We start from the raw sequence: 19,153 nt of genomic DNA, 5'->3' as shown, positions 1-19,153 counted from the left end.
ATTTTATTTGTACCCCTTATTTTACTCGCGGGAATCCAAAGCCTGATGCATAGTCATCGCCAGTAGCAGAACCTGTACCACCTTTAATGTCGTATAATTTTGCGCGATTTTGAAGCTCAGTACGAAGCTGGACATTGGAGAGTGATTTGTTTTCAGCCCAGATTTTCGCTGCAAGCCCAGAAATATGAGGGGTTGCCATTGAAGTGCCGCTCATAGTTGTGTATCCACCACTTGTAGCAGTTGAATATACTGCCCCACCCGGAGCAGAAAGTTCCACATCACGTTCCTGGATTACATAATCTCCGTCTGTATTTGGGTTACCCCTTGATGAGAAGTCGGATACTTTATGTGTTCCATTTACAAATGTGTTATCCAGGGATGCAACAGCAATCGCATTTACCAGAGCGCCAGGGTAGCCGATTGTGTTTGCACTAGGACCAGAGTTACCAGCCGCGGCAACAACAAGGGCACCTTTGCCATAAGCGTAATCAACAGCGTTGGAAATCAATGTGTTTTTGGTACTGGAACCAAGGGACATTGAAATAACTGTCTTTACACCTAAGCGGTTTGCTTCATTAGCTGCATGTTCAATTGCTGCCGCAATATCATCGGAATAGCCTGAGCCACGGTCATTCAGCACTTTATATGCCCAAAGCTCCGCTTGAGGGGCAACCCCATAAATTCCAGTTCCGTTTCCTCCATTAGCAAGGACTGTTCCGGAAACATGAGTTCCATGGCCATTCTTATCGTTACACACTCCATTAACAAGTGGAGATGTGCGTTGAGTGAAATCTTTACATTGTTCAACATTGTTAGCCAAATCTGTATGTGCCGTGTTCGCGCCTGTATCCAGGACAGCTACCTTGATGCCATCACCGCCGATTGTTTGTGTAATAGTAGAATCATTATAAATGGCTTCAATTCCCCAAGGAGTCTGATCTGTAGGTGCTAATGCATCACCACCGCCAGGCTTGGAATCAATCTGGACTTGTTCAACTAACTCGATTTTGAGGTTTTTATTTTTCAATAAAGCCTTATATTGGCTTTCATTGACTGTCGTAGTGAATCCTTGAACGCCAAAATCGTGGCGCTTTCCATAGTTTTGCTTTGCCGTGGCTTTTTCTGAACTGCTTCCATTAATCAATACCCGGTAGGAATCCTTCGCTGCCTGTTCGGGTGCTTGCCCGAATGCGGCTGTAGCAAAAACGGAAACTCCCAATACTAAACTCAAAACAGCCGATCCTATTTTGGTTCTCTGCTTCATTTGCTTGCTCCTCTCGAGTGTGAAAATCTGCAGCAATGTGTGCTGCGTATTATTAGTATATTTAAACAATTCAGATACTAGCAATCTCAAACTCATCTTGATTATTGGGAAAATTATCGCGTAAGAGCTCACAATTTATTCACTTCTTCTGCAAAAATTCTGCATAACTGCCTAGTAGAATATATTTATCACGTATTAGGAGGAGATAAAAATGAAAAAATTCGCGGTTACACTTTTCGGAGCAGCTATTTTATTAGGTGCAAGCTCGGCTGGTGCTTTAGCAGAGGAAACTGGTAAAGGAATAGATATAAACTTCGGGAAAATGAAAGAGCATATCCAGCAAATGCACCCTGAAATAAATGAAAAAGAGCTAAAGGAAATGTATAAAAGCTGTCATGGAACTGGTGGTGCTGAAGCATCCAAAAACTTTAACATGATGGATTCAAACCACTTTTAAGTTGGGAAAATAAAAAAAACAGGTCCCTAAAATTTTTGGGCCTGTTTTTTAAATTGGCTGGTTGTGTATAAAATTACAAAAATTTGTATATTTTTCCGAAATAGTAATGAAAGTTTATCTGTTTAATCTTAATTAATGGTCCAGGGAAATAACCCATAAGTTGTTTTCGGAATCATCGAAACATGCTAACCTCCCGCAATCTTTTAGAACATCTCCTCCCGCCCACCTAATGTCAGTCCATCCCTCTTCTTCTCGATTCTCCTATTGCGAGAACACGGTACTATCCGAATTAAGCTAAACCCGCTGCCCTTTTAAAGTTTTACCTTTAAGAACAAGAATACCGCCATTACTGCTACATTTATTAAGTAGTACATACCGTCTGTAAATTTTTACTTTTTTGTATCCTTATACCTATCCGAATGCTATTCTACTAGTTGAAATAGGGGATTGGAGTGAAGGTTATGAGAAAAATTACTCTCGCTAATGGAGAAACAGTGGAAGTACAATGCTTGAGCTGCGCCATAACAAGCGGGCTTATTGAACCAGAAGGCGGCACCGTAATCGAATCGGAATATTTCCATGCACACCAGGATGTAGCTTATCCTATCGAAGGGCTTGTCATTCTTGCATCAAAGCGGCATTTCTCCTGCATGGATGAAATTTACGATGAGGAGGCCGCTGACCTGATATACATGCTCAGGAAAATCCGGGCCGCACAGCGTGAAGCTCTTGGAATTGATTATGTTTATTATTTTTATAATGAAGACACTACCCATCATTTTCATATATGGATGGTTCCCCGATACCAGTGGATGGAGGCGTTTGGCCGTTCTGTCGAATCTGTCCGTCCAGTCCTTCTCCAGGCAAGGCATAAACTTAACACTGAAGAAAACCGGAAGAGTGTCCATGCCGCCCTCAATAAATTAAGGAGAAAACTACAGGAAATTTAAAAGGTTTCCGGCCTTTTTGCTGCGTTTCTTTTATCAAATTTTTAAAAAATGAAGCTTTTACTAATTTGCTGTCGTCTAAAGGGAAACAAGGAAGTCACATTAGGGGGATAGATGATGCCGAATGATTTAGCGGAAAGGCGGATTAATCATGCGCATGATAATGAAGCAAAGCTGGAAGCGCTGATGGACGCCTACGGCGACAGTGTAAAAGGGTTGATTTATTCGTATGTTCGGGATTGGGGAATCGCCAGTGACCTCGTACAGGATGTGTTTGTTGCTGTTTATTTAAAATTAGACAGCTTTTCAGGCCGTTCGTCATATAAAACCTGGCTTTATGCAATTGCGATAAACCGTTCCAGGGACTATGTGAAGAGTTGGCATCATCGCCATATTTCTACTGCCGAAAAGATATTTTCTTTTTTGAAAGACAAAGGACTTACTCCCGAGGAAGAGGCATTGGCAAATGATTCAAATCAGCAGCTTTTAAAAGCGGTCTGGTCACTTCCTTTCAAATACAGGGAAGTTCTCCTCCTTCACTACTACCAGGACCTCTCCATTGTGGAAATAAGTGAAACTCTAGATCTTTCACCCAGTACCGTGAAGACAAGGTTGTACCGGGCCCAGGATAAGTTGAGGAAAACCTATACTCCGACTGAAAGAGGTGGCAATTGTGAATCAGTTTAGTAAGGAGCTGAGAAGTGCCATGCACGGAAGCGCTTTGGCAGAAGCGCGTTTAACCGTTAATGAAAAAGAGCAAATCATGAACCGGATTCAGTCGCTAAAAGGAAAAAAGCCGCGAAAAAAGCGCGATATTCTACCTAAAGCACTGACAGCTATTGCAGCTGCAGGATTTATCTTTTTAGCTGGCGGAATTGCTGCAACCGAATTAGGATACCTGGAAGGCATAACGGGTTCCACTCCAAATCCTCAGTCAAGCGGCCTCCCATTTTATGAACATATCGAGAAGGGTGATATCCTGAAGGGTTGGGAGCTTGTTAGAAAAACGCCTAATAACGGGCAATCCAATTTAATGGGAGCAACGTTTGAAGGAGTTGCTGTATTGTCAGGTATCCTAGTTTATCAAGATGAAAAAGCCGGCGAATTTGCCAACAAGATTGTTTTTATCCCTGATGCCCATTCTGCTAAGTTGCTGCCTACAGCCCACGGCGATGTTCGCGAGTTGGTCTTTAATGACATCGACATGAAAACTGTTGAGAAAATATATCAAATTAATCCTGGCAGCATAGCAGAAAATGTGAAAATTGAAATCACTTCCTATACAGCCCTCCAGCATCGTGACAAAGATGTTGCAGATGTCATTAATTTAAGGCGTGAGGTTATGGAGGATGATCCACCCCGAACATATACCTCCAGAAAGATTTCTGTTGATTCGGCTGGCACGATTATCCTAAATACAGAGTTAAATGCGATATACGAAAAGTATTCAACGAGCTATGATGATAAGTTACTTAACGGACTTGATCCATTCTCCGTATTCCTGCTATATTTCCATGCGGATGAAAAAGAAGACTATGCTGCGCAATATGCCCTGTACAACAGCAGTCCCGATGTGCATGCACCGTTTGCTTCACTCGAAGAATATATTAAGGAGTCGGAAAATCAAAACGATGAGGATGTCATAGATTTATTAACTATTGTAAAAAATTCCGGGATGGTAAAGGAAGAGCTGCGCGGTGATGGTACAGCAATCATCCACATCTCGGATTTTGATGGCCTGGCATTTGCACTCACAAAAAACAAGGAAGGTATCTGGAAAGTAAACTGGCTGCCAATTCAATAAGAACAGAGTTTTCGCCGCCGCTTTGATAGAGGCGGCGAATGTTTTTTACATTTCGGGCTCCTGTCTGTCTACTTCCTGTTTAACCATTTCCTCTTCTTCCTCAACCGTTATCCTGGTTATTGTGTCCTGAAGGCTATGAAATGCCTCATCGAGATTTCTTCTTGACGGCAATGGCAGCTCTTGTTCGTTTTCCTTCATGAAATCTCCTCCTTTTACTTTACTTTTCTCCAATATAGGTTATTAGAAACATGGTTGGGTATTAAAAATGAGTAAAGCAGTTTTTTTTGTGAAAAATAACGTAGAAACGAGAACACCTAGAAAGGATGAGTGAAATGAACAAAGATAATAAAACTGACTCCACAAAAATTGCCGGAAAGATTTACGATGTCTCTGATTATCAAAAGGATGATCAATTATCCTCGGGTTTGGCCGAAACACATGAGCAAGCAATGGATAGCTATATGGAAGGTGAAATCGGTGGTAAAATCGAGCGCCCAGATGGCAGTGAAGAAGACCTGCCAAGGGGTAAATAAGAAGTTTTTCTTATGCCATAAAGAAATAATGCTTTCGATTTATCTAAAAGATTATAGTAAAACTGTGCAAGCAGTGTCCTTGAGGGTTCCTCAAGGACACCTTTTTATTTGTTATCCCCGCCACTTTCCGCTGCCTTCTTGTGGCTCGTTTGAATTGATTATCTTTATGAATGACATTTGGCTTCTGTTGGGACACCGAGTTATCATTCATCGCTCTTCCTCTACAGGTAACTTAAAAAAAGGAACAGGCTTAGCGCCCGTCCCCGTCCCCATGCCGGTCTTGCAGGCCGTCAGCAGGATCATCATCAACGTATGGATCATGCTCATAAGCCGGTAAGTCTCCAAATGCTGTCATCGTCCCTGCCTCATCAAGCTCCTGCTCATATTTTCGATGCTGTCCATTGGGAAAGACAGTGATATTCTTTCCATACATGTCGACACCTACAAAGTTTTCATAATCCTCGACATATCCAACTGGATCTTCAGACTCGATGTAATCATCATTATAATGGTCTTTTTCATCCGTAAAGGCAAAATCGGATGGTGTTTCCGATGTTCCATATGAGGCGACTTCCTGCCAGGCATCCTCGGCATCATAGGAAACACTTTCGTCTTCTTCATCTTTATCAAACTTGCCGAAAGGCGGCATTAGAACCCCTTCCTCGACAGGACGGGTATGCGAGGTTACCCGGTCGGGGCTGTGCTCCTTGCAGTAGGTTGTATCCGGAAGTGCTTCAAGTCGCTCATATGGAATCTCCTTACCGCAAACCTGACACTTTCCATAGGTCCCATTATTCATCGCTTCGAGCGCCCTGTTTATATTGTCAATTTGTTGATTGTAATGTTCGTTTAGGGCTATGTCCTTTTCCCGTTCATATAATTCGGTCGCGTCATCGGCCGGATGGTTATCGTAGCTTGAGAGCTCCCCCATTGATTCATGGTCGTGCCCACGCTGCAGTCCAAATTCATCGTTTTGTGAAAAATGCTCATCCAGGTCCGCCTTTTCCTTAAGCAAGCGAGACCGCAGCTCTTCCAGTTGGCTTGAAGATAACATATGCTGGCCCCTTTCCTAATAATCCGCACACATTATGCGCGGTTGCAATCTTCTCTTTAGTTTCAAATAAACAGCCTGTTATTATGCAGAAATTTGTTCGGATAAGGCTGATCCGGAGTTGCAAGCTAAAGGTATAAGGAGGGAAAAACAATGCCGAATCGTGATAAAGGGAAATTCCAGCATATCCAGGAAAAACACCAAGGAGAATACATTGGCTCTGACCGCAACCAGCCGCCGGGGAAGAAAAACGGAGCTAATGACTATAATGGCCAGGGCAATACTGATAAATCGCCGGGTGCTACAGGAAGAACGGTATAAAAAAGGTCAGACCCTTCCCCCCAAGGGTAAGGGTCTGACCCCTATAAGCTACCATGCGAGTACGGCTTTGATGCCTTGCCAGCCGAAGTAGATGCCAAAGCCAATTAGGGATAGTCCGGATAGTATGGAGATTCCGGTAAGAAAGGCTGATGTTAAGAAGCGTTTTGCTGCGCTAGCAAGTGTTGCCATAGAGATGTCCCATATCAACAGTCCGGTGAATATGGCGAGGCTGTAGAGTACCAATTGCCCTTGACCGTAGGAAGCAGCGGTTTTGGCCAGTACAGACCCATAAATCCCCAGCCAAAATAATATCGTTAAAGGGTTGGATAAGCTCATGAAAAAACCGGACATGAACGATCTAATAAGCGGTTCCTTTTTTTGGCCCCGATCAATGGTGAGCCCTTTTACTCCAATTAGACTTTCAACACCACTGTAGATGAGAACGAAGGCACCAAACAGCCACAGGAAGGTTTGAACCAATGGAGCATCAATAAATTTAACAACACCTACATAGACAATGAGCATATATATTCCATCTGCCACAGCAGCACCAACACCTGTTAGCCAGGAATGCCAGAAGCCGTAGCGGATCCCGCGGTCCAGCTGAGCTGCATTAATTGGCCCGATTGGCGCGGCAAGTGATAGACCTAACAGTATGTAACTTAAATAAATACTCATGCAATGAAGTCCCCCCCAAAAAAGCCTGTCTACAAATTGTATTCAGGCAAGGGGGCCTGTACGACTATAAAATAAAAAACCTCTATCTCGATGCACTATTTAAAGACGAACAATTTTTGACCAAAGTAATTGCTGATTGTATATATGACACTTCCGATAAGGACCGCCGCATCGTTGTGGAGGCCCGCTGGAAGAAAGCTTGCAATACCAAGCGCTACAACCTTGCCGCTTATCCAGTAGGAGAAAATATAACAAACTAAGATAACGAGTACGAATCTTGGAGCACCCTTGGTGAAACGAACCTTGCTACGGAAAGTGAAGGTTCGATTAAGGTAGAAGCTTAGTACAGCCCCAGCTGTGTTGCCAATGAAGGTAGAAATCCAGTAGGAAGCATTGAATAGATTTAATAATGAAAGCATGATTAATAGGCCGGCAACCGTGTTGGCGACACCGACCATGGCAAAGCGAATGAATGAGTTAGTGGGTTTCAGGTACTTTACTTCGATCAAGCTTCATCCGCTCCATTTCAGGTTCATGCTTACTATTGCGCAGGAACGGGAGATTGAACATATCAACGTCGACGATGAATTTTGGCCTTTGTTTCGTTTCCTTATAAATTTTGCCAATATATTCTCCGATGAGGCCAATTGCCACTAACTGAAGGCCCCCGATTAGCCATATCGACACAATCAGAGAGGTCCAGCCTGTCTCTGTTTCCCCGAAAAACTTCAGGAAAAGGAAATATAGCCCAAACAAAATGCTTATTAGTGAAGACGTAAGGCCCAGTATAAGTACGAAACGGATTGGTGTTACGGAAAACGATGTAATACCATCGAAGGCAAACCCCAGCATTTTTTTTAATGGATATTTCGATTCACCAGCCTGGCGCTCCTGCCTGTCATAATATACTTCTGCAGAATTGAAACCGAGCAGAGGAACTACCCCTCTTAGGAACATATTAACCTCCCTGAAACGTTCAAGTTCCGCGACTGCCCTTTTACCAAGAAGGCGGAAGTCTGCATGATTGTAGACAAGCTTTACCCCAAGCCTGGCCATGACCTTATAAAAATTCTGCGCAGTAAATCGCTTAAACCACGTATCCGTGTCCCTCTTTCTTCTTACCCCGTACACCACCTCATTGCCTTCAAGGTATTTTTCGATGAACTGGGGTATAACCTCGATGTCGTCCTGCAAGTCAGCGTCTATAGACAGGATACAGTCGGATGCGTCTTTGGCCGCATAGATTCCGGCGAGCAGTGCATTTTGGTGTCCAGCGTTTCGGGCAAGCTTCACACCTTTTACAAGGTCATTTGCGAAGCCTGTCTTGTAAATAATCTCCCACGTCCTATCCCGGCTTCCGTCATCGACGAAAAGAAGACGGCTTCGGGGAGAAACTAGCCTGTCTTTAATCATTTGGCTAAGCAAATCACTCAAGCTTGTCATAGTCAACGGCAATACTTCTTCCTCGTTATAGCATGGAACAACAATGGTTAAGACTGGTTCAGTCATAATAGGTACCTCCAGTGTGCCAACGTTCTGATTTCTTTTATTTAATGGGCCTTTTCGAAGTAATAAGTCCCTGCCCTTTTCTTGAAGCTCGGTATGCGAAAGTTATCATGACAAAGCACAATTAGACAGCCTTGTATAAATAGATCCGCCAAGCCGATTCATCTGAATCGAATACTTTTTCAAGCAAAAGGCCGTTTTCATCCGCATTCAATATGGGCACGCTAGAAAAAATGTAGCTCCCACCCATTTGCTTAAATTGGCCAATATTAAGCTCCAGGTTTTTCAGGAATGCGTTTGAGTCTTTTTTGAACATATACCTTTTCCCGAGCTCGGCTGTGAACAGATAACAGCGGCCGCCCCATTCATCGAAATAAGTACGAACTGTTTTATTCTTGGCCAGTTCCTTTTCAATGATTTTGCGAAATTCGTATTTATAAGAAAGCGGGTAAAAATTGTTGTATGTATCAAGGGTGTAAAAACCGTTGTATTGGGCGATTGCCGGATGAAGGCCAATACTCGCCACTCGGTAAGTCTCCTTCGGCTCTCCGATATACTCAGCAATGTCAGTAAATTGCTCTTTTGCGTAAAACTCACCAACTGTTGGTTTATTTCGGTAAATAAATTCGTCATTAAAACCTAGCAAGAGTACGAGTTGGCCAGCTGCAAGGACGATACCTGCCCTTTTCCATGCAATCCCAGTATCAGCAAGAATCCTAAGAGCAAGCGCGAAGCCGATATAAATAATCATTGGTCTTATAAAATGAAAACGCGCAAAGTTAAACGTGTCCAGGAAGTGAAAACGCTCTGTAAGAGGCAGCCAGCCCCTGTAAAACCAGAATGCATACCAAACTGATAACAGCGCGTTCATCCCAAGCAGCAAGAGGAACTTCCATTCCGCGTTCCAGACCTTTTTTGAAAAAACAAACCATAGAGCGATAAAGGTCGCAGCCATAATAAACAGTCCATGTACCGTCATAACGTGCGTGTGTCCAAGGAAAAAGTTTTTAACCGATAGCCTGATTGCATGCCAAAAGGAGAGCCTCGCATGAAAGTATTCATCACGGCTGTTTGGCTCATCATCGAACAAAAAGGAATAGACCAACCGGTATTCGACTAAAAGGAATGCAGCTGTCATCGTGGCAATTGCCATCAAATATCTCAAATTCAACTTTCGTTGTTTCAGTGAATCAATCAACCAGAATACCCCTATGGATGCAAGAAAGAAAAAGAAACCAAGTACAAAACTTGAATAAAGCGGCAATAACAACAGCACAATCCAGCTGCTTATTCTCCTATCACCTGACCGGATGTTTAGGAAGGCCCAAAGCGCAAGTGGCATTCCCAGAGTGCTTAACATTCCCGAAGGCCAAAATGGAGTCAAAGCGAATGCTAGAGCAGTAATAACGACAATCCAGTGGCGTCGGGATTCTGTAATAAAGTGGCCTTTCAAAAGGAGGTACATCCCTATAAAAGCAAGAATTCTTGTTAACGCCTGGCTAATTGAATAAGCAGCCATTGTAGGCAAGATTGCATGCAACCAGACAATTCCGCTAAGCTCGGGGCCAAATGCATTTCTTGATAGATTGCCATTGATTATTTGCGGAATAATTGCTTCAACCGAACCAAAGGTCTGTCCACTTTCCGCCAGAACCTTGTACCAGGCCAAATTGGAATCGAGATTGTCATGAACCCGAATATGAGCCCCTTCCCCAAGGACGAAAAGCGGTAATAAATAAGCTGCAAGAACGGCCATGGCTGCTGCGATTTGTTTTCGCTCGGACGACTGCAGCAGGGTTGTTAACCCGGTTTGTTTTCGCTCAGTTTGTGTATCCATAAGCCGGCCACCTCCAATTTGCATTCGACCGGTTATAGTATTCGCCTAAATTAAGGATTTTATTCCTTTTTTGATTAACTGCAAGGTTATTGTTTTATAGAAAGAAAGATTGTTATAGTAAAAATCCAACAAATGAGGATACCCCAATAAAGTCAATGGAAAAAGTCTCCTAAATCAATCTTTATCCTATTTATTTTTTGAACTTTTTGTGACAATTTCGTTGATAATTCTAATTTTTCCCTTTACCTTTAAAGAACAATGTTATAGCGACATCATTTCCAACATGAGGATAGGGGAATTAGAATGAAGAAATTCTTTCTTATTGTTTTCTTTTTTGGTGCAATTGTCGCCTCCCAGCCAAATCTGCCTTTCGCGGTGGCGAAAGGCATTTTGAACGAGGCTGGCACACTAAGAAATAAAGATCATGGACTAGCCACCGTGCTATCCTATCATGTTACAAAAACGATTGCCGGAAACCCATTTCTTTTACCGAGTTCAGTTGTTCAAAGTGATAATTCGGAAGTTATCCAGCTTGCTAAGGAGATTATTAAGGATAAGAACACAGATCATGAGAAGTCGGCAGCAATATACGTTTGGGTAACCGAAAATCTTGAATACGACGCTGAAACATATTTCGCAACCTTAAGGGGACAAAGCTTCACATTTAAGTCTGCAATGGAAGCCCTGGAATCGAGGAAGGCAATGTGCATGGGATTTTCACACCTGACAGCTGCATTGCACCGGGCAGCGGGTATTGAAGCCAGAGTGGTTTACGGTAAAGACCACGCCTGGAATGAAATTAAGCTCGAAGGCAGGTGGGTGCCTCAGGATACAACACGCGGTGCCGGTTATATTGATTTACAGTCGGAAACCTTTGTCCATATTCCGAACATGGAATATGTAACAAAGTCCGACATTAAAAAAGAAGGAGATTATCTTTGGTAGAAATTAAAGTGTTAACACACCTCCCTTTTTGGAGGTGTTTTTTGTGGACGGAATATTGTTAAATTCAAACCAGGCACTTATGGGATTTTCTTACCTTGACCATACTGATAGTCTAAAAAGTGATTAGAGTAAATTGTTAATATGGGGGAAGACTCTATGCCCAATCGGTGGTATATTCAATTTTTGCGGTTACCTGTTCTCGTTAGGATAACTTTGCTGACACTATTAGTTTTCATGTCTTTCGGAATTGCAATTACTGTCCTTGAACCGGATACATTTCCAACCATCTATGATGGCATCTGGTGGGCTATCATTACCGCCACAACTGTCGGCTATGGAGATTATGTTCCACATTCCCTTGCCGGTAGAATAGCTGCGACCATCCTGATTTTATTCGGGGCTGGACTTGTCTCCTTCTATTTGGTTTCGCTTGCCACTGCTGCCGTTACGCGGCAAAATGCTTATTCTGAAGGGAAGCTTCCATATAAGGGTACAAGTCATGTGGCAATTATCGGCTGGAATGAGCGGTCTCGTGAGGTCATCACCAAGCTATCCGGATCAGGAAGCGGACTTGAGATTGTCTTGATAGACGAAACCCTAACGGAAAACCCGCTTCCAGGAAAACCTGTCCACTTCATTCAAGGCAAACCCCATGTAGATAGTACGATACTAAAAGGAAATATCCTCAAAGCGGAAATGGTGCTGATAACTGCAGACCATAGCCCTGAGGAGCCTCAGGCAGATATGAATTCGATATTGACACTGTTGACGATTAAAGGGCTCTGCCCCGAGGTGCCCTGCATTGTGGAAATCCTGACACCTGAGCAGGTGATCAACGCAAAGCGTGCAGGCGCTGATCAGATTCTGCAATCAAATAAGCTAGCGAGCATTTTCATGTTAAGCAGCCTTCATTCACGGGGGGCAGGCCTGCTGTTAAAAATGATGGGAGAGTTGCAGGAAAGCCGTCTAGCTTCCTGTGCAGCTGAGGAAAAATTGGTTGGAAAGAGCTTTGCAGAAGCAAAAGAGGCTTGGGCAAAGAAAGAAATGCTTTTGCTGGGAATAAAAAAAGGGGAGGATTTGTATATCAATCCGCCCCTCTCATATACAATTGAATCCACCGATCAATTTATTGCGATAAGGTGAATCTTCCATCAGTGGGTTTTTACACTGATGGTTAGTCGCGCAGAGCCCGATTGATTTTTCTAAGGGCTGAAGCCCCAAGAAAAATCTTAATTCACCAATCGGACCTTAATGGTCAGTTGCCTCCAAAGAGGCTTACTGACCATTAAGGTGGGATAAGGTGAATCTTCCATCAGTGGGCTTTTACACTGATGCTTAGATGGGCCAATCAGCGATCTTCGCGGCTGATTGGTTCCCATCTTTTATTCTACCTTGAACCTTAAACGATCCAGAGGCGGGTTTTACCGCCCGGGTAGTATAATAATTACAGAAGCACGCTTTCCAGCTTGGAAACGAGATTCGACGCAAGATTAACATACTCCGAATCAATTGGAGCATCTTTTTCCTCCGGTGACTGGAACTGGTTGACCGATCCTGAGAAAGTCCCAATATTCCCCTCATCATCGACACCGTCTTCGTACTGGTGCGCCAGCAAAAACGGAGTCCCAATTCTTACTCGCGGGTTGCCGCCGTCAATCTGGCCATCGACAGCTTGGAATGGCACCCTGAAAAAATGATAGGTTCCTTCATCATCGATTTTATAATCAAAATAGCCATGATCATAATCCCAATTGCCGCCGATGCTATAGCCAAGTGGTCTTAATGCATCTTCAAGTTCCCTGAGTGAAAAATCCTTTCCTTCAACACTGCTTTTAATCGGTATCATTGCCGCACCTCTTCCTTAGCATGTTAGGGTGGAAAAGCGCTGCTTAATCTAGCACCGCGTTTTTCTTTCATGAACTCCTCTGCCACACATCCGGATTCCTGCCGATTTCCCAATCCCAGCCCTGCGTCTCTGTACTTGTTGGTTCCGGCTTATTTCAAGCGTTTTTCCAACTCCGCTTTTTTCTCTTCGAAGCCTGGTTTGCCAAGCAACGCGAACATATTAACTTTATACGCCTCAACACCCGGCTGGTCAAACGGATTGACCCCGAGCAGATAACCGCTCATTGCACAGGCCTTTTCAAAGAAATAAACCATATAACCAAATGTGTACTCGTCCATTTCTGGAATTGAAACGATCAAGTTCGGGACGCCTCCGTCAGTGTGCGCAAGCATCGTTCCTTCAAATGCCTTGTTATTAACAAAATCAACTGTCTTACCTGCCAAGTAATTCAGACCATCTAGATCATTAGCCTCTTCCTCAATCGTTAACTCATACCGTGGTTTTTCCACTTTAATAATTGTTTCAAACATATCACGGCGGCCTTCCTGGATATATTGGCCAAGGGAATGCAAATCAGTCGAGAAGTTTGCGGATGATGGGTAAATCCCTTTTTGGTCTTTTCCTTCACTTTCGCCAAACAGCTGCTTCCACCATTCAGAAAAATATTGGAGTCCCGGCTCATAGTTGACGAGCAATTCAATTGTCTTCCCTTTGTTGTAGAGAACATTCCTTACTGCCGCATATTGATAAGCAGGATTCTCTTCCAGTTCAGAACCGCTGTAATCATTCATCGCCTGGGCTGCGCCCTTCATCATTTTCTCGATATCCGCTCCGCTTACTGCAATTGGCAGTAGGCCTACCGCAGTAAGTACCGAGTAGCGGCCGCCAACGTCATCGGGAATCACGAAGGTTTCATAGCCTACTTCATCGGAGAGTGTTTTTAATGCGCCGCGTTCCTTGTCCGTGGTCGCGTAGATCCGCTTCTTCGCTTCCTCTTCCCCGTATTTTTCAATAAGAAGCTTCCGGAACAGCCTGAAAGCCAACGCCGGTTCAGTTGTAGTACCCGACTTGGAGATTACGTTAATTGAAAAATCCTTGCCTTCAAGAAGCTGGGCAACATCGTGCATGTAAGTTGAAGAAATGTTGTTTCCGACAAACAGAATTTGCGGTGTGCCTCGCTTTTCAGCAGGCATTGCATTGTAGAAGCTGTTGCCGAGCATTTCAAGGGCTGCGCGCGCGCCAAGGTAAGAACCGCCAATACCGATGACGATGAGGACGTCGGAATCGGATTTGATTTTCTCTGCAGCTTTTTGGATACGGGAGAATTCTTCTTTGTCATAGTTCTCCGGCAGGTCAATCCAGCCTAAGTAGTCGCTTCCCGCGCCGGTTTTTTCATGAAGGGAATGATGGGCAACTTTTACTGCGTCACGCAAATACGTAAGTTCGTGCTCGCCGAAGAAACTAAGTGCCTTCGTGTAATCAAAACGGATATGTGTCATTTTGGAACCTCCGTGTTTTATGGTTTCTCGGAGAACCGCAAGCTGCTTTTTTCAAAATATGTATGCAGCTTGTTGGCCGTGCCGATTGGTTTAGCCAGGCATAATCCAGAGTTACTGGATGATGCCTAACCTTATCATTACCCACTTTACCCAATGCTTTTCGGATAATCAAGGAACAGCCATTTTTGAAAGCGGGTTCATTTTAAGATAAGATCACAAGAGGGATTTTAAATGGCTACATAGTAGCTAGTATGATTTCTTTTTTAAAAAAGACTGCCCTGCATAGGACAGCCTTCATACTATTAGAGTGATGCTTTCAGGATTGCGAGTACATCTTCGCGATTCAGTTTAACATAGCCGCCAAATTCGCCATTGACCATAGCTTTGTCTGCCATAAGTTCCACATTGCTATCGTCGATGTTATAATCGGCGAGGCGTGAAGGCGCACCAATGCCTGTCCAGAATTCACGAAGCTTTTCGATGCCTTCCAGCGCTGTTTCTTCGTCTGTCTTTCCAGTTGGATCAACATCGAAAACACGGACAGCCATTTTTGCAAAACGGGCCGGGTCATACTTCAAGTTATGCTTCATCCAGTTCGGGAATAGGATAGCGAGTCCGCCACCATGAGGGATATCGTAAACAGCCGATACCGCATGCTCGATGTTATGTGTTGCCCAGTCACCGCGGAAGCCCATATTGATCATTCCGTTCAGCCCCATTGTTCCACAATATAGCAAGGTTGCACGGTGGTCATAGTTTTCAAGGTCTTCCAAGGCCTTAGGGGCAGTTTCAATAACTGTTTTAAGAAGGCCTTCACACATCCGGTCCTGGAACTCAGTGTTTACTGCAGTATGGAAATAGTGCTCAAATGTATGTGACATCATGTCAACAATCCCGTAGATCGTCTGGTCGCGCGGTACTGTGAACGTATTGACTGGGTCAAGGATGGAGAACTTCGGCATTGTTAAAGCGCCGGCACCCCAGCCATACTTTTCTTTCGTTTCCCAATTGGTAATAACCGATCCTGCATTCATTTCTGAGCCAGTAGCCGCAAGTGTCAATACAGTTCCGAATGGAAGTGCATCCTGGACCTGAGCTTTTTTAATAACCAGATCCCAGGCATCTCCATCATATTTAGCACCAGCCGCTATCAGTTTTGTACAATCAATAACACTGCCGCCACCAACAGCAAGCAACAGGTCGATTCCTTCTGTCTTGCAAATATCGATCCCTTTCCGGGCAGTTGAAACACGCGGGTTCGGCTCAACGCCAGCAAGTTCGAAAACTTCTGCGCCGATTTCATTAAGCAGGGATATTACTTGGTCATAAAGACCGCTGCGTTTAATGCTGCCTCCTCCATATACAAGCAAAACTTTCTTGCCATAACGAGGAACTTCATTTTTCAGCTGGTCGAGCTGGCCTTTTCCGAAGATTAATTTAACAGGGTTGTAAAATGTAAAGTTCTCCATGTAATCTCCTCCTTCTTACATACACTATTATTTAGTATTCCAAAAATAATTGCAAAAAGGACGCCGCTTCCTTTTAGCTGTCTAACCTTGAGAGGCAGCTATGGGAAAAAAATATCTAAATGTATAGTACACCTTAATATGGGAATATTACTAACGTTTACATTCCATTTTAAGGAGGATAAAGATGAGCACAATTCAAAGGCTGGCACTGATCCTTACTATCATCGGCGCAATTAACTGGGGCCTTGTCGGCTTCTTCCAATTTGATTTAGTTGCCTCTATCTTCGGCGGCCAGGATTCTGCTATTTCACGGATTGTCTATGGACTGGTAGGTCTTGCTGGATTAATCAATCTTGGCTTACTGTTTGCTCCTAGCCAAGAACGTGAAGAAGCGTCACAAACAAACCCAACCAGATAGAAATCAGAATCGAAAAAATCCCCGCAGCCGGGGATTTTTTCGTTATTTATAAGAGGCCTCGATAGTGGGCAGCCTCTGCCATTCTTCGGACCCCTACCATATAAGCCGCCAGCCTCATATCAACTTTCCATTCACTAGCCAAATCATAAATTTTGTTAAAAGCAGCAGTTATTTTTTCCCGGAGCCGTTCTTCTGCTTCCTCTTCAGTCCAATATAATCCCTGTTTGTTTTGCACCCATTCAAAATAGGAGGCTGTAATCGCTCCGGAACCTGCCAGCACATCCGGGACAAGCAAAATTTCACGGTTATTGAGTATGCGCGAGGCTTCTATTGTAGTAGGTCCATTTGCAGCCTCCACCACGATAGATGCTTTTATATTGCGGGCATTATTGACTGTGATTTGTCTGGAAACAGCAGCAGGAACCAGGATATCGCAATCATGCTCAAGTAACTCTTCATTTGAAATCGTACCCTCAAATAAGGATGTAACCGTTCCAAAGCTATCGCGCCTTCCAAGCAAATAGCCAACATTCAGCCCATCTGGATCGTAAAGCGCTCCGTAGGCATCGGAAATTCCCGTGACAATCGCACCAGCATCCACCATAAGCTTTGCTAGGTGGCTCCCCGCATTCCCGAACCCCTGAATAATGATACTTGCTCCCTTTAGCCGTATACCTTTTTTTCTCGCGGCCTCCTCGATACAGATGGCAATCCCAATAGCACCAGCCTGTTCCCGAATTTGTGAGCCCCCAAGGACAAGCGGCTTGCCGGAAATAAAGCTCGCTGAATCATATCTTTTCAGCTTGTTATATTCGTCCATCATCCATGCCATCACCTGTGAATTCGTAAAAAGATCCGGCCCAAGTATATCTTTGGCAGGCCCAACAATTTGGGATATTGCCCGGACGTATCCCCGGCTGAGCCGCTCAAGCTCTCCAAGGCTTAGCCGGCGCGGGTCACAGACGACACCGCCCTTTCCGCCTCCGAAAGGAAGCCCGGTAACTCCACATTGAAGCCCTGCCCATACCGAGAGAGCTTTAACAATATCCACAGTTAGATCAGGATGGTAGCGGACACCGCCCTTGATGAGGCCGATAGCATCGGAATGGTGGGCCCGGTATCCGGTATAAACCTTAACCGAGCCATCATCCATCCTTACCGGAAAGCGTACTTCGAGCATTCGTTCCGGCTCCTTCAATAGCTCGTACACGCCATCATCATAGCCAAGCTTCATGATAGCCTCTTTGATTATGACTTGTGTTGATTCCAGCATGTTCGGGCTCCCCTTAGCGTTTACATATCGCCTGAATGGCGCCTGTACTCTATTTTAGCAGTCCGGGTTGTTTAATCGACTCCCGGCCCCAAGACACTTATTCCAATACTTTTTTAATCCGTTCAATCGCCCAATCAAGTTCTTCCTTCGTAATGACTAGCGGCGGCGCGAAGCGGATCACTGTATCGTGCGTTTCTTTGCAAAGCAGCCCTTCTTCTTTCAGCAGCTCGCAGTATTTACGTGCAGGCTCGGTAAGCTCCACACCAATAAACAGGCCTCGGCCCCGTACTTCCTTGATTCGCGGGTTCGTAATTTCCTTTAATTTACTCATGAAATACTCACCCAGCTCAAGCGACCGGTCTGCAAGCTTCTCATCCACTAGTACATCTAGAGCTGCAATTGATACCGCACATGCCATTGGGTTGCCGCCAAACGTTGAACCATGAGAGCCAGGATTGAATACCTCGAGTATATCCTTGTTCGCTACAACACAGGAAATAGGGAATACACCGCCTCCAAGCGCCTTGCCAAGGATATACATATCAGGCTCGAACCCTTCCCATTCACATGCAAACATTTTACCAGACCTGGCAAGGCCAGCTTGGATTTCGTCAGCAATAAAAAGGACATTGTTTTCCTTGCATAGCTCGTACGCTTTTTTCAGGAAACCTTCCGGCGGTATGATAATGCCTGCTTCTCCCTGAATCGGTTCAATGATAAATGCAGCAGTATGTGGGGTAATCGCTTCCTTCAATGCATCAAGGCTTCCATATGGAATCAGTTTAATACCAGGCAGCATTGGTCCAAAGCCTTTTTTGTATTCCTCTTCAGAAGACAGGGAAACAGCCGTCATTGTACGTCCGTGGAAGTTCCCGGTGCAGCCGATGATTTCAGCCTTGTTTTCCTCTACCCCTTTTATAAAATAAGCCCATCGCCTCGCTGCCTTGATAGCAGTCTCGACTGCTTCGGCACCAGTGTTCATAGGCAATACCATTTCTTTATTTGCTAATTTTGAAACCTTTTCGTACCATGGCCCCAGCTGGTCATTGTGGAATGCCCTTGATGTCAGAGTAACTCTGTCAGCTTGATCTTTTAAAGCCTGGATGATTTTCGGATGGCGATGGCCTTGGTTGACTGCCGAATAGGCACTTAGCATGTCCATGTATTTAGTGCCTTCCGGGTCTTCTACCCATACACCTTCAGCTTTTGAAATCACGATCGGCAGCGGATTATAATTGGGTGCTCCGAACTTTTCTGTTTGTTCAATAATTTCGTGGGTGTTTGTAGTATGTACCATTCCTATCC

The 19,153-nt window shown here is 44.3% G+C and carries 21 protein-coding genes; 9 read left to right on the top strand and 12 right to left on the bottom strand.

Annotated elements, in window-relative coordinates; all coding sequences use genetic code 11:
* Window positions 1-16: 16 nt before the first annotated feature.
* Window positions 17-1,264 (bottom strand): S8 family peptidase, encoded by a 1,248-nt coding sequence (locus AM500_RS06795; RefSeq protein ID WP_053598560.1) that lies wholly within the window; start codon window positions 1,262-1,264, stop codon window positions 17-19.
* 211 nt (window positions 1,265-1,475) lie between these two features.
* Here AM500_RS06795 and AM500_RS06790 point away from each other — a divergent pair, with 211 nt between their 5' ends.
* The 4 genes from AM500_RS06790 (at window position 1,476) to AM500_RS06775 (ending at window position 4,472) form a co-directional block, all read left to right on the top strand.
* Window positions 1,476-1,721: a hypothetical protein gene (locus AM500_RS06790; RefSeq protein WP_053598559.1), complete on the top strand. Its 246-nt coding sequence runs from the start codon at window positions 1,476-1,478 to the stop codon at window positions 1,719-1,721.
* Window positions 1,722-2,182: 461 nt separating this feature from the next.
* Window positions 2,183-2,671 (top strand): HIT family protein, encoded by a 489-nt coding sequence (locus AM500_RS06785; RefSeq protein ID WP_053598558.1) that lies wholly within the window; start codon window positions 2,183-2,185, stop codon window positions 2,669-2,671.
* 111 nt (window positions 2,672-2,782) lie between these two features.
* Window positions 2,783-3,355 carry a sigma-70 family RNA polymerase sigma factor gene (locus AM500_RS06780; protein WP_053598557.1) on the top strand — a complete coding sequence of 191 codons (573 nt, stop codon included), beginning with the start codon at window positions 2,783-2,785 and terminating at the stop codon, window positions 3,353-3,355.
* Complete coding sequence (locus AM500_RS06775) at window positions 3,342-4,472, top strand: hypothetical protein (RefSeq protein WP_053598556.1); 1,131 nt, start codon at window positions 3,342-3,344, stop codon at window positions 4,470-4,472. Before AM500_RS06780 ends, AM500_RS06775 begins: the two co-directional genes overlap by 14 nt.
* A 45-nt stretch (window positions 4,473-4,517) precedes the next feature.
* On the opposite strand, the gene AM500_RS25410 is transcribed toward AM500_RS06775, so the two are convergent.
* Window positions 4,518-4,670 (bottom strand): hypothetical protein, encoded by a 153-nt coding sequence (locus AM500_RS25410; protein WP_156319768.1) that lies wholly within the window; start codon window positions 4,668-4,670, stop codon window positions 4,518-4,520.
* Window positions 4,671-4,804: 134 nt separating this feature from the next.
* Here AM500_RS25410 and AM500_RS06770 point away from each other — a divergent pair, with 134 nt between their 5' ends.
* Window positions 4,805-5,005 (top strand): YozQ family protein, encoded by a 201-nt coding sequence (locus AM500_RS06770; RefSeq protein WP_053598555.1) that lies wholly within the window; start codon window positions 4,805-4,807, stop codon window positions 5,003-5,005.
* A gap of 250 nt (window positions 5,006-5,255) precedes the next feature.
* Here AM500_RS06770 and AM500_RS06765 read toward each other — a convergent pair whose 3' ends face one another.
* A complete protein-coding gene (locus AM500_RS06765; RefSeq protein WP_053598554.1) occupies window positions 5,256-6,059 on the bottom strand; it encodes a TraR/DksA C4-type zinc finger protein in 804 nt (267 codons plus the stop codon).
* A gap of 150 nt (window positions 6,060-6,209) precedes the next feature.
* Between AM500_RS06765 and AM500_RS25405 the strand changes: the two genes are divergently transcribed.
* Window positions 6,210-6,377, top strand: coding sequence for a hypothetical protein (locus AM500_RS25405; protein WP_156319767.1), 168 nt, complete (start codon window positions 6,210-6,212; stop codon window positions 6,375-6,377).
* 48 nt (window positions 6,378-6,425) lie between these two features.
* On the opposite strand, the gene AM500_RS06760 is transcribed toward AM500_RS25405, so the two are convergent.
* From AM500_RS06760 to AM500_RS06745, 4 genes are all read right to left on the bottom strand, one after another.
* Window positions 6,426-7,055 carry a LysE family translocator gene (locus AM500_RS06760; protein ID WP_053598553.1) on the bottom strand — a complete coding sequence of 210 codons (630 nt, stop codon included), beginning with the start codon at window positions 7,053-7,055 and terminating at the stop codon, window positions 6,426-6,428.
* A gap of 95 nt (window positions 7,056-7,150) precedes the next feature.
* On the bottom strand, window positions 7,151-7,564 hold the full coding sequence (locus AM500_RS06755) for a GtrA family protein (RefSeq protein ID WP_053598552.1): 414 nt from the start codon (window positions 7,562-7,564) through the stop codon (window positions 7,151-7,153).
* Window positions 7,533-8,564: a glycosyltransferase family 2 protein gene (locus AM500_RS06750; protein ID WP_053598551.1), complete on the bottom strand. Its 1,032-nt coding sequence runs from the start codon at window positions 8,562-8,564 to the stop codon at window positions 7,533-7,535. The genes AM500_RS06755 and AM500_RS06750 overlap by 32 nt, the downstream gene beginning before the upstream one ends.
* 121 nt (window positions 8,565-8,685) lie before the next feature.
* Window positions 8,686-10,398 carry a DUF6044 family protein gene (locus AM500_RS06745; RefSeq protein ID WP_269432572.1) on the bottom strand — a complete coding sequence of 571 codons (1,713 nt, stop codon included), beginning with the start codon at window positions 10,396-10,398 and terminating at the stop codon, window positions 8,686-8,688.
* Window positions 10,399-10,701: 303 nt separating this feature from the next.
* On the opposite strand from AM500_RS06745, the gene AM500_RS06740 reads away from it, so the two are divergent.
* Complete coding sequence (locus AM500_RS06740) at window positions 10,702-11,343, top strand: transglutaminase domain-containing protein (protein WP_053598550.1); 642 nt, start codon at window positions 10,702-10,704, stop codon at window positions 11,341-11,343.
* 156 nt (window positions 11,344-11,499) lie between these two features.
* Complete coding sequence (locus AM500_RS06735; protein WP_053598549.1) at window positions 11,500-12,486, top strand: potassium channel family protein; 987 nt, start codon at window positions 11,500-11,502, stop codon at window positions 12,484-12,486.
* A gap of 301 nt (window positions 12,487-12,787) precedes the next feature.
* Here AM500_RS06735 and AM500_RS06730 read toward each other — a convergent pair whose 3' ends face one another.
* From AM500_RS06730 to AM500_RS06720, 3 genes are all read right to left on the bottom strand, one after another.
* Complete coding sequence (locus tag AM500_RS06730; protein WP_043932265.1) at window positions 12,788-13,189, bottom strand: YugN-like family protein; 402 nt, start codon at window positions 13,187-13,189, stop codon at window positions 12,788-12,790.
* Between the two features lie 149 nt (window positions 13,190-13,338).
* A complete protein-coding gene (locus AM500_RS06725; RefSeq protein ID WP_053598548.1) occupies window positions 13,339-14,688 on the bottom strand; it encodes a glucose-6-phosphate isomerase in 1,350 nt (449 codons plus the stop codon).
* A gap of 302 nt (window positions 14,689-14,990) precedes the next feature.
* Window positions 14,991-16,157, bottom strand: a complete 1,167-nt coding sequence (locus AM500_RS06720; RefSeq protein ID WP_053598547.1) for an iron-containing alcohol dehydrogenase — start codon at window positions 16,155-16,157, stop codon at window positions 14,991-14,993.
* A gap of 184 nt (window positions 16,158-16,341) precedes the next feature.
* On the opposite strand from AM500_RS06720, the gene AM500_RS06715 reads away from it, so the two are divergent.
* Window positions 16,342-16,575, top strand: a complete 234-nt coding sequence (locus tag AM500_RS06715; RefSeq protein ID WP_053598546.1) for a DUF378 domain-containing protein — start codon at window positions 16,342-16,344, stop codon at window positions 16,573-16,575.
* Between the two features lie 46 nt (window positions 16,576-16,621).
* Here the strand turns inward: AM500_RS06715 and AM500_RS06710 are convergent, their stop codons facing one another.
* Entirely contained in the window at window positions 16,622-17,848 is a 1,227-nt protein-coding gene (locus tag AM500_RS06710; RefSeq protein WP_053598545.1) for a Glu/Leu/Phe/Val family dehydrogenase, read from the bottom strand.
* A 97-nt stretch (window positions 17,849-17,945) separates the two neighbouring features.
* Window positions 17,946-19,145: an ornithine--oxo-acid transaminase gene (locus AM500_RS06705; protein WP_053598544.1), complete on the bottom strand. Its 1,200-nt coding sequence runs from the start codon at window positions 19,143-19,145 to the stop codon at window positions 17,946-17,948.
* Window positions 19,146-19,153 lie beyond the last annotated feature (8 nt).

The organism is Bacillus sp. FJAT-18017 (assembly GCF_001278805.1).
Classification (GTDB): domain Bacteria; phylum Bacillota; class Bacilli; order Bacillales; family Cytobacillaceae; genus Bacillus_D.
The sequence above is the reverse complement of the archived record's forward strand: the minus strand, read 5'-3'. Positions and strand labels throughout refer to the sequence as shown.